9 protein-coding genes and 1 pseudogene are annotated in these 12,508 nt (G+C 70.7%); 5 read left to right on the top strand and 5 right to left on the bottom strand.

Annotation, left to right across the window (positions count from 1 at the left end):
• Nucleotides 1-298: 298 nt before the first annotated feature.
• Nucleotides 299-889 (bottom strand): annotated as a pseudogene (locus tag ACGFU7_RS36035) (aldo/keto reductase); the annotation flags it as partial.
• On the opposite strand from ACGFU7_RS36035, the gene ACGFU7_RS36030 reads away from it, so the two are divergent.
• The gene (locus tag ACGFU7_RS36030; protein WP_393701667.1) at nt 876-2,726 is read left to right on the top strand and encodes a xanthine dehydrogenase family protein molybdopterin-binding subunit; all 1,851 of its coding nucleotides are present in this window, start codon (nt 876-878) and stop codon (nt 2,724-2,726) included. The pseudogene ACGFU7_RS36035 and the gene ACGFU7_RS36030 overlap by 14 nt on opposite strands.
• Nucleotides 2,727-2,801: 75 nt before the next feature.
• Here ACGFU7_RS36030 and ACGFU7_RS36025 read toward each other — a convergent pair whose 3' ends face one another.
• Nucleotides 2,802-4,172 (bottom strand): amidase, encoded by a 1,371-nt coding sequence (locus ACGFU7_RS36025; RefSeq protein ID WP_393701665.1) that lies wholly within the window; start codon nt 4,170-4,172, stop codon nt 2,802-2,804.
• A 306-nt stretch (nt 4,173-4,478) separates the two neighbouring features.
• On the opposite strand from ACGFU7_RS36025, the gene ACGFU7_RS36020 reads away from it, so the two are divergent.
• Nucleotides 4,479-6,095 (top strand): chitobiase/beta-hexosaminidase C-terminal domain-containing protein, encoded by a 1,617-nt coding sequence (locus ACGFU7_RS36020; RefSeq protein ID WP_393701664.1) that lies wholly within the window; start codon nt 4,479-4,481, stop codon nt 6,093-6,095.
• A 62-nt stretch (nt 6,096-6,157) separates the two neighbouring features.
• Here ACGFU7_RS36020 and ACGFU7_RS36015 read toward each other — a convergent pair whose 3' ends face one another.
• Nucleotides 6,158-6,685, bottom strand: a complete 528-nt coding sequence (locus tag ACGFU7_RS36015; protein ID WP_393701662.1) for a DoxX family protein — start codon at nt 6,683-6,685, stop codon at nt 6,158-6,160.
• 240 nt (nt 6,686-6,925) lie between these two features.
• Here ACGFU7_RS36015 and ACGFU7_RS36010 point away from each other — a divergent pair, with 240 nt between their 5' ends.
• Together ACGFU7_RS36010 and ACGFU7_RS36005 are read left to right on the top strand one after the other, a co-directional pair.
• Nucleotides 6,926-8,941 carry an FAD-dependent oxidoreductase gene (locus ACGFU7_RS36010; protein ID WP_393701660.1) on the top strand — a complete coding sequence of 672 codons (2,016 nt, stop codon included), beginning with the start codon at nt 6,926-6,928 and terminating at the stop codon, nt 8,939-8,941.
• A gap of 90 nt (nt 8,942-9,031) precedes the next feature.
• Entirely contained in the window at nt 9,032-9,571 is a 540-nt protein-coding gene (locus ACGFU7_RS36005; protein WP_393701659.1) for a PadR family transcriptional regulator, read from the top strand.
• A 91-nt stretch (nt 9,572-9,662) separates the two neighbouring features.
• Here the strand turns inward: ACGFU7_RS36005 and ACGFU7_RS36000 are convergent, their stop codons facing one another.
• Nucleotides 9,663-10,628 (bottom strand): hypothetical protein, encoded by a 966-nt coding sequence (locus ACGFU7_RS36000; protein WP_393701657.1) that lies wholly within the window; start codon nt 10,626-10,628, stop codon nt 9,663-9,665.
• Nucleotides 10,625-11,503, bottom strand: coding sequence for a phosphatase PAP2 family protein (locus tag ACGFU7_RS35995; RefSeq protein ID WP_393701655.1), 879 nt, complete (start codon nt 11,501-11,503; stop codon nt 10,625-10,627). Before ACGFU7_RS35995 ends, ACGFU7_RS36000 begins: the two co-directional genes overlap by 4 nt.
• A gap of 165 nt (nt 11,504-11,668) precedes the next feature.
• Here ACGFU7_RS35995 and ACGFU7_RS35990 point away from each other — a divergent pair, with 165 nt between their 5' ends.
• A complete protein-coding gene (locus ACGFU7_RS35990) occupies nt 11,669-12,292 on the top strand; it encodes a TetR/AcrR family transcriptional regulator (RefSeq protein WP_393701654.1) in 624 nt (207 codons plus the stop codon).
• Nucleotides 12,293-12,508: the final 216 nt, after the last annotated feature.

Here is a 12,508-nt window from a genome sequence, read left to right as displayed (position 1 = left end):
CCGGCCCTACTACCCGCATTAGGATGTGACCCAGCTCCTATGGGTGGCATCACATCCACGCGGCCATTTCCACGGCCTCTACAGGGCTTCGGCGAGCAGGTCGCGTGCCGCGAAGCGCAGTGCGACGGCTTTGCCCAGGCCCCTGGACGAGCCTGTGACCAGCGCGGTTTTGCCGCGGAGGTCCACGCCTACGCCTTCCTTCTGTTTCGGATGGGTTCGCCGTACGGCGATGGGGGGTGCGGCGCCGCCCCACGCGCGGGCAGGGGGCGGCGCCGCGGGCGAGAGCGCCGAAGGGGGGTCAGCGCTCGCTGTCGAGGTGGTGCATCTGGGCCTCGGCATAGCGGGTGCCGGCGGCGGCGCCGGCGGGGACGGCCTGCTCGATGGCGGACAGGTCGTCGCCGGTGAGGGCGAGATCCTGGGCGCCGAGGGCCTCGGTGAGGCGCTCGCGGCGGCGGGCGCCGACGAGCGGGACGATGTCCTGGCCCTGGGCGGCGACCCAGGCGATGGCGACCTGGGCGACACTGGCGCCCTTGGCCTCGGCGACCTTGCGCAGGGCATCGACCAGGGCGAGGTTGTGGTCGAGGTTGTCGCCCTGGAAGCGGGGGCTGACAGCACGGAAGTCGGGGCCTGCGAACTGTCGGGCCTTGCTCCAGTGGCCGGAGATCAGGCCGCGGGAGAGTACGCCGTAAGCGGTGATACCGATGCCCAGCTCACGGGCGGTGGGCAGAATCCCGTCCTCGATGCCGCGGGAGACCAGGGAGTACTCGATCTGCAGATCGGCGATGGGGTGCACGGCCTGGGCCCGTCGCAGGGAGTCCGCGCCGACCTCGGACAGGCCGATGTGGCGGACGAGGCCCGCCTGGACCATCTCGGCGATGGCGCCGACGGTGGCGCCGTCCGTCACGACGCTCGACGAGGGCCGCGACCGGGCTTACGAGCCCGAGGCGATCTTCGCGGGCTTCATCCCCGGCCGTAACCAGCGAGGAGACATCGACGCAGGACTCGCCCAGGCCGACGTACAGATCGATGCCGCGTACACCTATGCGGCCAACAATCACAACCCGATCGAGCCGTCGGCCACCACCGCGGTGTGGGACGGGGACGAGCTCACCCTCCATGACGCGACACAGGGGGTGTCGGCCACCCAGCTCACCGTCGCCACGCTGCTGGGCCTCACCCCGTCCAAGGTCCGGGTCATCTCCCACTTCGTCGGCGGCAGCTTCGGCTGCAAGGCCATGATCTGGGCGCACCCGGCGCTCAGCGCGCTCGCCGCCCGACACGTCGGGCGACCGGTCAAGCTCACTCTGACGCGTGAGCAGATGTTCACGTCGGTCGGCCACCGCGAAGAGCAGGAGCAGCGCATCACCCTCGGTGCGACCGAGGAGGGCCGCCTCACGGCGCTGCGGCACCACAAGCTGTCGCCCACCTCCCACTTCGACAACTGGGCCGAACCCTCCCTCGGCGTCGCGTCCCAGATCTACGCCTGCCCGAACTACGAAGGCGTCTACCGGCTGATTCGCGCCAACACCATGACGCCGACCTTCATGCGCGCTCCTGGTGAGGCGTCAGGGATGTTCGCCCTCGAAAGCACCATGGACGAACTCGCCTACCGGCTGGGCCTGGACCCCCTCGAACTGCGGCTGCGCAACCACACCGACGTCGACCCCAACACCGGCAACCCCTGGTCGAGCGACGGGCTCACCGAGTGCCTTCGGCGCGGTGCCGAGCGCTTCGGCTGGCAGCGCCGCAACCCCGAACCCCGTTCGCACCGCGACGGGAACTGGCTCATCGGCTACGGCATGGCAACCGCCGGCTATCCCGTCTACGGGCCGAACAACCCGCAACGGGCCCGCGCCCGGATCTACGCCGACGGGAGCGCTGTCGTCCAGGCCGCGACGCCCGACTTCGGCACCGGCGTCGCCACGGTGATGACCCAGGTCGCGGCCGACGCACTCGGCATCCCGATCGAGCGCTGCCGGTTCGAGGGCGGCGACACCATGCTGCCCACCATCGCCGCCGCTGTCGGCTCGTCCGGCTCCGGCATGATCAGCGCCGCCGTCCACACCGCGGCCACCAACCTGCGCGACCAGCTCGTCGCTCAAGCCGTCGCCGACACCCAGTCTCCACTGCACGGCGCCGACCCCGACTCGATCACCGTACGGGGCGGCCGCATGATGCCGGCCGACCGGTCCGACACCTCGGAGAGCTACAGCGAGTTGCTGCAGCGCAACTTGCTGCCCGACACCGAGGCGATGGGAGCCTGGTCTCCCTCGACCCAAACCGCCCACTACGGATTGATGACCTTCGGCGCCCAGTTCGCCGAGGTCGCCGTCGACGCCGACCTCGGCGTGGTCCGGGTCCGTCGCATGGTCGGCGCCTTCGCCCCCGGGCGGATCCTCAACCCCAAGACGGCCCGCAGCCAGCTGATGGGCGGCATGATCTGGGGTCTCGGCCAGGCACTCCTCGAAGCGAACTACATGGACCCGCTCCGCGGCCGCTGGGTCGCGTCCAGCCTGGGCGACTACCTGGTCCCGGTCAACGCCGACGCTCCCGAGATCGACGTGGAACTCATCGAGGTCGAGGACAGGATCGTCAACCCGCTCGGCGTCAAGGGCGTCGGAGAAGTCGGCCAGGTCGGCGCGGCCGCGGCCATCGCCAACGCGATCCACCACGCCACCGGCCGACGCGTACGCAAAATGCCCATCACCATCGAAGACCTGCTCTGAACAGGGCCTCGGCGCCATGGGATTCGTGACTCCCGAAGAGCACTTCACCCGGCACCGCGGACCGCCGTCCCCCGCTCACCGGGTGAGCGCGTCGACGGGCGCGAGGCGAAGCCAGGGGCGCAGCCGTTCCAGGTCGGCGGCGAGGGCCAGCAGCCGCTCCTCGCCGCCGGAGGGGGCGACCAGCTGAACGGCATACGGCGAGCGGTCCGCTCCCTCCGGGGCACCGAAGGGCACCGCGGCGGCCGGCCAGCCCGCGAGGTTCCAGGGCGGGGTGAAGGGGCTGAACCGGCTGTTGGCGAGCAGATTCGCCGTCCAGCCCCGGCGGTGCCAGTCCTTCGCCGCCGGGGCGGGCCGGGCGAGCGCCGGGGTGAGCAGCACGTCGTGGCGGTCGAAGAACGGGAGCACGCGGTCGCGCAGTTGTGACCTGTGGTCGGTGCGCGGCAGTGAAGTACGTACCACCAGGCGGCCGATGGCGGCATGACGACGGGTGCGTGGTGCGAGCCGCCCGGGGTCGAGGCCGGCAGCCTCGGCCGCCGTGCCGGCGGTCCATCGTGCGGCCGCGGCGGCACCCAGCCACCAGGGGTAGGGCGGGTCGGCGGCCTCGACGTGGTGACCCGCCTCGCTGAGCAGGCGGGCGGCGTCGCGGGCGGCCCGGGCCCAGTCGCGGCTGACGCCGACGCCAGGGACGGGGCTGCGGGTGGAGACGGCTATGCGCAGCGGTCCGCTCGCCGAAGGTTCGGGGGACGGCTTTTCCACACCGGCAAGCACCTGGTACATCAGCCTGGCGTCCGCGACGGTGGTGGCGATGGGGCCGTTCTCCGCCATGCCGTACCAGCCGTTGGTGCCCAGCTCGCACGGCACCGTCCCCGCGCCCGGCTTGAGACCGACCAGCCCGCAGCACGCGCAGGGGATGCGGATGGATCCCATCCCGTCGGCTCCGAGCGCGATCGGTGCCAGCCCTGCGGCGACCGCCGCAGCGCTTCCGCCGGAGGAGCCACCGGAACTGCGAGTCGGCTCCCAGGGGTTACGGGTGACGCCGTGCGCGCCGTCTGTCGTACCGAAGACGCACAGTTCGGGAACATGGGTGAGGCCGATGACGACGGCCCCGGCAGCACGCAGGCGGCGGACGGTCTCGTGGTCGGCGGTGGCGGGTGCGGTGGGCGAGGCCGCGCTGCCGTTGCGGGTGGCCTGACCGGCGACCGGGACGTTGTCCTTGACCGCGACGGGCACGCCCGCGAGCGGCAGGTCTCTGAGGTCCTTGCGGCCGGCGAGAGCATCTGCGGCGGCCGGCGCCTCCTCGTCCAGCACGGCCCGGAAGACTCCGAGGCGTTTGTCGAGCCGCCGGATACGTTCCAGGTGCTCAGCAACGATCTGACGCGGCGTCACCTCGCCGCGCCGTACGGCGTCGGCGATCTCGACGGCGGTGCAGCCGGTCCATCCCGTCACACGTACTCCCAAGTGATGTGCGAATGTCGCGGAGAGCGTAGGCGGCAAACCTGCGGGGCGGAAGGGCGTCCATGAGCCGGCCGCGTTGCCGAGGTCGAACAGGGAGCCGACCACCGCGGGGCGAAATGGCGCCCGAGCGACCCCGACCAGACATTCATGATCGCTTCACCGGGAAGTCGGTCAGGTCGCACCACAAGCTGACACACGACACCTAACGTCTTTGGTTCAGACCAGTTATGCATCTGTTATGCAGCCGGATCGGAAATCCCGGACCGTCATCCCCGGGCCAGAGAACAAGGACCCCCCGTGAGACTCACCCCTCTCGTGATCGCCGCGACGTCCGTCGCGCTCGTCTCCCCGACCGTCGCGCAAGACCGGTCCCCTGTCACCCACACCCCGGCCGCACCCGGCGTCAGCGTCCCGGGCGGGCGGTACGAGCACTCGGTCGAGCTGAAGTTCCGGGCCGAGCGCGGGACCACCGTCCGCTACACGCTGGACGGTACGACCCCGACCCGTGACAGTCGCGTCCACTCCCCCGGCCGTCCGCTGCGGATCAAGCAGGACACCAACGTCACGGCAGTCGCCTTCCGCGGCAGGCAGAGCAGCGTCCCGGTGTCGTACGGCTACCTGATCAAGTCCCGGGAGAAGCCGCTCGCCCGCCTCGTCGTCATGTCCGATGTACACGTCGGCAGCCATGCCGGCGCCGACAAGAAGTACGAAAGCTTCTTCGACACCATCGGGTCGATCTTCCCCGAGCCGGACGCGATCCTGTCCAACGGCGACATGATCAACGACAACGGCGACGGCAAGGGCCCCGACCACAGAATCGTCTCCGAGATCTTCCGGGCCAACCTCGCCCGCAAGGGCATGACCGGCACCCAGTTGCTGATCTCCAACGGCAACCACGACGCGAGCCTCGCGGCGATACGGGCCGGATACCCCGAGGCGTGGTTCCCCGACTCGGGCGGCGGCTACTACGAGTCCGAAGTGAAGGGCCTGCACGTCCTCACGGTCAACACCGAGACGTACAACTCCAGCACGGCCCAGCGCACTTGGCTGAAGGAGCGGCTCGCCACGATCACCGCCGACCCGGCCTACGCGGGCAAGCCCGTCCTGGTCCAGGGGCACCGGCCCACCACCGGGACGACCATGGACGGCCAGCAGGCATCCAACCCGCGGCTGGCGGAGGATCTGAGCGCCTTCCCGCAGGCCATCCTCTTCTCCGGCCACTCGCACCTGAACATCAACGACGACCGTTCGATCCACCAGCGGGACTTCACTTCGGTCAACGACGGTTCGATGTCGTACGTCGAGATCGATCACGGCTACCAGATGGTCACCGAGGACGGCCTCGCCGACCGCTTCGAGTCGCCGACCGCGCAGGCGCTCTTCGTCGAGGTCCACAAGGACCGTACGGAGATCGCGCGGGTGAACATGGCCGCGGACAAGCACGACATCTACACCGGCGGCCAGTGGTCGGCGAGCTGGCAGCCGCCGTACGCCAGCGCGGGCACCCTGAGCGGCCCCACCTGGACCGTGCGCCTGAAGGGTTCGACGAACCAGCAGATCAAGGACAACTTCCGCTACACGGACGCCGAACGCAACACCGTGGCCCCGAAGTTCACCACCCGCGAGCCGCTGTCCCGGGTGCACGACGCGAAGGGCGGCACGGCGCTGCGGATCGCGCAGGCCGAGGACGACCAGATGGTGCACCACTACAACGTGGACATCACCGACGCGTCGACGGGTGCCTCGGTCGTCTCGTCCAAGCTCCTCTCGGACTTCTACTTCACGCCCCGGCCGAACACCCTCGACATCCCGGTGCCGGGTGCGGTCGAGGGCGGCCGGTATGTGGCGCGGGTCGTCGCCGTCGACGCGTACGGGAACGCCTCCCCGGCCGAGTCGCTGACGTTCCGCAAGTAGCGCGGTCGGGACCGGGCGGCTCCCTCCCTGGGGTGCCGTCCGGTCCCTGTCCCGCCGGGTGGTCAGGTCGTGTCGGGGTCGACCGCGGCCCGGCCCTTGGCGCGCTTGCCGACGACGGCTGCCGCCGCGACCGCGCTGCCCGCGAAGGCAAGGGCGACCATCCATGGCTGGTTGAAGGCGTGGCGGGTGGCCTCGTCGACGGAGTACCTGCCGGGGCCGATCAGGCCGATCGCCGCAGCGGTGAAGCCGAGGAAGGCCGGGTACTCGTACCCGCCGCCCTGCGCGAAGAATCCGGCGGGTGCGTGGACGGCCACGGCGCCCGCCATCGCCCCGGCCGCGGCCGCACCGGCCGCCGGGGTCGCGAGGCCGAGGGCCAGCAGTGCGCCGCCGCCTGCCTCGCCGAGCCCTGCGGCGACCGCGCTGTGCTTCGGCGGATGGAAGCCCATGGCCTCCATCGCGGCGGTGGTTCCTTCGATGCCTCCGCCACCGAACCAGCCGGCCAGCTTCTGGGTGCCGTGCGCGGCCAGTACCGCGCCGGTGCCGACGCGCAGGGCGAGCAGGCCGAGGTCACGTCGGTCGAGGCAGGCCATGGGAGTCTCCGCAGGGGTTCGGGGGTCAGTGCGCTTCGGCGCGCCACCCGACGCGCCGTGGCGGGCGGGTGCCGCGGTTCCACTCTCCGTGGCGCGGGGCACCGACGTGTCCTGGTGTTACGCCGTCCGAGGGACGAGCGCACTCGCGGCTCTGCGACGAACGTCATTATGCAACTTGTTGCACAATGACGTTTCGGTGGTCTACAACTGGCGCAACGACACTGCGCGAGGAGCCGCCTCATGAGCCCGTACCCGAATCTGCTGAGCCCGCTCGACCTCGGGTTCACCACCCTCCCCAACCGGGTGCTGATGGGGTCGATGCATATCGGTCTGGAGGAGGTCGAGCGTGGCTTCGAGCGGATGGCTGCCTTCTACGCCGAACGCGCCCGGGGCGGCGTCGGCCTGATGGTCACCGGCGGCATCGCCCCGAACGCCCGCGCCTGCTCCTTCCCCGGCGGCGCCAAGATGACCACCGAGGCGGAGGCCGAGCAGCATGCGCGGGTCACCGCCGCCGTGCATGAGGCGGGCGGCCGGATCGCCATGCAGATCCTGCATTTCGGCCGGTACGCACACCATCCCGATCTGGTTGCGCCGAGCGCGATCCAGGCGCCGATCAGCGCATTCACTCCGCACGCCCTCACGGACGACGAGGTCGAGGAGACCATCGAGGACTTCGCCAGGGCCGCCGGGCTCGCGCAGCGTGCCGGGTACGACGGTGTCGAGATCATGGGCTCCGAGGGCTATCTGATCAATGAGTTCATCGCCGCCGCCACCAATCACCGCACCGACCGCTGGGGCGGCTCGTACGAGAACCGCATCCGGTTCCCCGTCGAGATCGTGCGCCGGGTCCGTGAGCGGGTCGGCAGCGATTTCATCCTGATATACCGGCTCTCGATGCTGGATCTGGTGCCCGGCGGTTCCTCGCTGGAGGAGGTTGTACAGCTCGCCCGCGAGATCGAGGCCGCCGGCGCGACGATCATCAATACGGGGATCGGCTGGCACGAGGCCCGTATCCCCACCATCGCCACCTTGGTGCCACGCGGTGCCTACACCTGGGTCACCGAAAAGGTGCGCGGCGCCGTCTCCGTGCCGCTGGTGACGAGCAACCGCATCAACACGCCCGAGGTCGCCGAGGAGATCCTCGCCTCGGGGCGGGCGGACATGGTGTCGATGGCCCGGCCGTTCCTCGCCGACCCGGACTTCGTCGTCAAGGCGTCCGAGGGCCGCGCCGATGCGATCAACACCTGCATCGGCTGCAACCAGGCATGCCTGGACCACATCTTCAGTGGCCAGGTCACCTCCTGCCTGGTCAATCCGCGCGCCTGCCACGAAACCGAACTCACTCTGTCGCCGACCCGCACCGTCAAGCGGGTGGCGGTCGTGGGTGCCGGGCCCGCCGGTCTCGCATGCGCCGTCTCGGCGTCCGAGCGCGGCCATGAGGTGACTCTCTTCGACGCGGCCGACGAGATCGGCGGCCAGCTGAATGTGGCGCGCCGGGTTCCCGGCAAGGAGGAGTTCAACGAGACGCTGCGCTACTTCCGTACCCGGCTCGCGGAGGAGAAGGTCGAACTGCGGCTCGGTACGCAGGCCACGGCCGATGTGCTCGAAGACTTCGACGAGGTCGTCCTCGCCACCGGTGTCACGCCCCGCTCCCCCGCAATACCGGGCCAGGACCACCCCAGCGTGGTCAGCTACCTCGATGTCCTGCGTGACGGGGCGCCGGTCGGCGACCGGGTCGCGATCATCGGGGCGGGCGGGATCGGCTTCGACGTCGCCGAGTTCCTGACCGACTCGGGCGATGCGGCAAGCCTCGACCCGGAGGTGTTCTTCCGGCAGTGGGGCGTCGACACCGATTACCGCGACCGGGGCGGTCTGGGCGCCCCGGAGCGTCCGAAGACACCGCGCACCGTCCATCTGATCCAGCGCAAGGCCGGCAAGGTCGGCGCGGGGCTGGGCAAGACGACCGGGTGGATCCACCGCACCGAGCTGCGGCACCGCGGCGTCACGATGATCGCGGGCGCCGCCTACGACCGGATCGACGACGACGGACTGCACCTCACGGTCGACGGCGAACAGCACCTTCTGCCGGTCGACACGGTGGTGCTCTGTGCCGGCCAGGAGCCGCGCCGCGAGCTGTACGAGTCGCTGCTCGCCGCGGGCCGCCCGGCGCATCTGATCGGCGGCGCCGATGTGGCCGCCGAACTGGATGCCAAGCGCGCGATCCGCCAGGGCACGGAGCTCGCGGCTTCGCTGTGACGGATCCGAAAACCCCTGGCCCGGGGGTTTCCGTCCGGCCCGGCCCCTCCGTCATGGGGCCACTGCCCGGCCGTCCTTAGGATGCACCCCATGTCACTCCCGCATGCGATCCTCACCGCCCTGCTCGAAAAGCCGTCGTCGGGGCTGGAGCTGACCCGCAGGTTCGACCGGTCGATCGGCTATTTCTGGTCTGCCACGCACCAGCAGATCTACCGCGAGCTGGGGAAGCTGGAGCAGGCCGGGCAGATCCGGGCGCTGCCGTCGCAGCAGCCCGCCCGTGGGCAGAAGAAGGAGTACGAGGTGCTGCCCGCGGGCCGGGAGGCGCTGTCCGCATGGGTGGCCCGCTCCGAGGACCCCAAGCAGATCCGGGATCCGCTGCTCCTGCGCATGCGGGCGGCGGCGGTCGTCGGGGCACCCGGCCTGGATGCGGAGCTGCGCCGCCATCTGGGGCTGCACCATCGGCAGCTGGCGGAGTACCTGGAGATCGAGGAGCGGGACTTCCCGCCCGAGCGGAACTCCGACGAGGACCGGCTGCGGCATCTGGTTCTGCGTGGCGGCATCGATCTGGAGAACTTCTGGATCGGCTGGCTGACGCGGGCACTGGCCCAGGACGAGGAGCCTAGTCCGTAGGTGGGTTGCTTTTGTACGTGACAGTCCGGTGGGCAGCTGTCACGTGTTCGCGACATGCCCCCGGCGGGCGGCGAGCGTCGCTTCCACGTGATTACGGTCCGCCTACCGGAGTCCGGCCCAGTTCCGGTCGCAGCGTCGGCTGGTCCATCGGCCCTCGGCTCCCGATCACGACGCGAGACGGTGTTCCGGCACCGGACTTCGGCTCGGCCATGGCCCGGTCGACGGCGGTCGTGGTCTCCGCCTGTGCGCGGCTGAGCAGAATCACGCCCCGTACCGCCGCGGCCGTACCGAGCAGGGCGGGGATCAGGCTGATCGTGCCGCCCTGGAGGCGTTCGCCGAGCAGGGCCAGGCCGATGGCGGCCGCGGCGACCGGATTGGCGAGGGTGACGACGGCCAGCGGCGCGCCCAGGCCGCCCCGGTAGGCGGTCTGGGAGAGCAGCAGCCCGCTCATCGCGAACGCGGAGACGAGGAGCGCGACGATCACCAGGCGCCAGCTGAACAGCGGGCCGGTGTGGTCGGTGACGGAGACGGTCAGGGTCTGGGTGAGCGCGGAGGCGACTCCGGAGGTGATACCGGACGCCGCCGCGTGCCGCAGGCCGGGGCGTGCTCCAGGGCGGCTGAGTCCGGCGACGACGGCCATGGTCGCGGCGCCGACGGCCAGGGCTTCGGCGAGGCTGAGCGTTTCGTGCGGAGCGGCGCCGCCCGCGGTCATCAGCAGGGCGCCGAGACCGAGCAGGGTGAGGATCGTGCCGCGCCATTCGATCCTGGTGACCCGGCGTCCGGCGGCCCTGGCGCCCAGCGGGACAGCGGCGACCAGGGTGAGGGCGCCGAGCGGCTGGACGAGGGTGAGCGGGCCGTACTTGAGCGCCGCGACATGCAGCAGCGCGCCACCGGCGTTCAGTCCGACCGCCGACCACCAGGCGCCGCGACCGAGCAGCTCCAGGACCCCGGCATCCGGCTCGGTGCGCCCGGCGAGCCGGGCCTGCGCCACCGCGGCCGAGGCATACGCGGCGGCGGAGATCAGGGACAGCGCGACGGCTATCAGGGTGGCGTTCATCGCCGGGTCCCGGACGAGGCGTACGAGGATGCGGAGCGGGCCTGCGGTGCGGCGTAGGCGGTCGGCACCGCGGGCTCGGCGGGCCGGGGCACGGCCGTCAGCACGGACTCACTCGCCGTGGCAGGCCACGGGATGTGCGCCCGTACCTGCTCCGTGCGCTTCAGCGGCAGCGCCGCGAACGCCACAGCGAGGAGCGCGGAGACCACGATCGAGTCGAGCCAGTAGTGGTTGGCCGTGCCGACTATCACCAGCAGCGTGACGAGCGGATGCAGCAGCCACAGCCAGCGCCACCGGGTGCGGGTGGCGACGATCAGCCCGACGGCGACCATCACCGCCCAGCCGAAGTGCAGCGAGGGCATCGCGGCGAACTGGTTCGCCATCGAGTCGGTCGCCGGCGTCGCTCCGTACACCGTCGGTCCGTACACCTGGCCGGTGTCGACGAGTCCGGCGGCGGCCAGCAGCCTCGGCGGGGCGAGCGGGAACAGCAGATGGAGTGCGAGCGCTGCGCCGGTGAGCGCGGCGAGGATGCGGCGCGACCAGACGTAGTGGCGCGGGCGGCGCCAGTAGAGCCACACGAGGAAGAGCAGCGTGGCCGGAAAGTGCACGGTCGCGTAGTAGGTGTTCGCGAGGTGGATCAGCGTCTCGTCGTGCAGCAGCAGACTCTGCACGGTGCCCTCGCCGGGCAGGTGCACGGACCGTTCGAAGTCCCAGACGTTTCCGGCGTTGCGATACGCCTCCTCGACGTGACCGTTCGCGGCCTGCCGGCCGAGCTTGTAGATCACGAAGAGTCCCACGACGAGAAGAAGCTCGCGGACGAGGGGCGGTCGGGCAGAACTGTCCGGCTCCTGATCTGCGGGCTCGCTACCGGCGTACATCACCCGGTGCCCCTTTGCTGACGAAGCAGTGTTACGACGGCATGGTCCAGTCCATGCCGCATCGATACGCCAGTGTACCGATACGCGAACGTATCGGTACACGTGCGTTTCGGTACACTGGCGTATCGATGGACCTCGTCGCAGAATCGCTGAGAGGGAAAACGCATGTCGCCGCAGGAAGCCGCGCAGGAACCGGCACACACGCCGCGCCGCTCGAAGATCACGCCGGAGCGGGCGCAGGAGTTCTACGTGGCCGTGCTCGACATGCTGAGAGAGTCCGGCTACGAGGCCCTCACCATGGAGGGGGTCGCCTCGCGGACGCGCTGCGGCAAGTCCACGCTCTACCGGCAGTGGGGCTCCAAGCCCGAACTGGTCGTGGCGGCGCTGCACGGCACTCGGCGGGTACTGCTTCCGCACATCGACACCGGCACACTGGCAGGGGATCTGCGCGAGGCGGCCCGGGCCATCGGTGCGGGCTCGGGCCGCGACACCCCGCTGATGCACGCTCTCAGCCATGCCGCGCTGCAGAGCCCCGAGCTGCTGTGCGCGCTGCGTGAGGCGCTGATACTGCCGGAGATCGCGGCGATCGAAGCGATGGTCCGGCGCGGCGCGGAGCGCGGCGAGATTCCGGCGGACACTCCCGCAGCGGAGTTCGTCTCCGTGCAGCTGCTGGGCGTGATGCGTGCCCGGCCGCTGCTGGAGGGGAAGTTCGCGGATGAGGCATATCTCACCCGCTTCGTGGAGAACGCCATCCTTCCCGCACTTGGACTGGACGCATCCGCGCCCTAGCCCCGACAGACGTGGGCCGTTGTCCGAGCGGATGACGACGGCCCGCTCGCGCCGCACCGTGGGGACGGGGGCGGCGCACCATCCGGGCGGGCGGGGCCGGGGCCGCTACTAGCCCCGCCCCCCGGGGTGCGTCCCCGGAGCGGCTCACGCACCGGCGCCACGGCGCCCCCAACCCCACCACCAAAACCCAAAAAAAGATGGTGTGGAGTAAAAACC

It is taken from the genome of Streptomyces sp. NPDC048473, from assembly GCF_043200155.1.
GTDB lineage: Bacteria > Actinomycetota > Actinomycetes > Streptomycetales > Streptomycetaceae > Streptomyces.
Note: the sequence above shows the minus strand (reverse complement) of the source record. Positions and strands in the feature narration are given on the sequence as shown.

Bases quoted from the DNA above. Each gene is read 5' to 3' on its own strand.
- ACGFU7_RS35995 (WP_393701655.1), bottom strand. From the start codon at position 11,503: ATGTACGCCGGTAGCGAGCCCGCAGATCAGGAGCCGGACAGTTCTGCC.
- ACGFU7_RS35990 (WP_393701654.1), top strand. From the start codon at position 11,669: ATGTCGCCGCAGGAAGCCGCGCAGGAACCGGCACACACGCCGCGCCGC.
- ACGFU7_RS36010 (WP_393701660.1), top strand. From the start codon at position 6,926: ATGAGCCCGTACCCGAATCTGCTGAGCCCGCTCGACCTCGGGTTCACC.
- ACGFU7_RS36015 (WP_393701662.1), bottom strand. From the start codon at position 6,685: ATGGCCTGCCTCGACCGACGTGACCTCGGCCTGCTCGCCCTGCGCGTC.
- ACGFU7_RS36030 (WP_393701667.1), top strand. From the start codon at position 876: ATGGCGCCGACGGTGGCGCCGTCCGTCACGACGCTCGACGAGGGCCGC.
- ACGFU7_RS36000 (WP_393701657.1), bottom strand. From the start codon at position 10,628: ATGAACGCCACCCTGATAGCCGTCGCGCTGTCCCTGATCTCCGCCGCC.
- ACGFU7_RS36005 (WP_393701659.1), top strand. From the start codon at position 9,032: ATGTCACTCCCGCATGCGATCCTCACCGCCCTGCTCGAAAAGCCGTCG.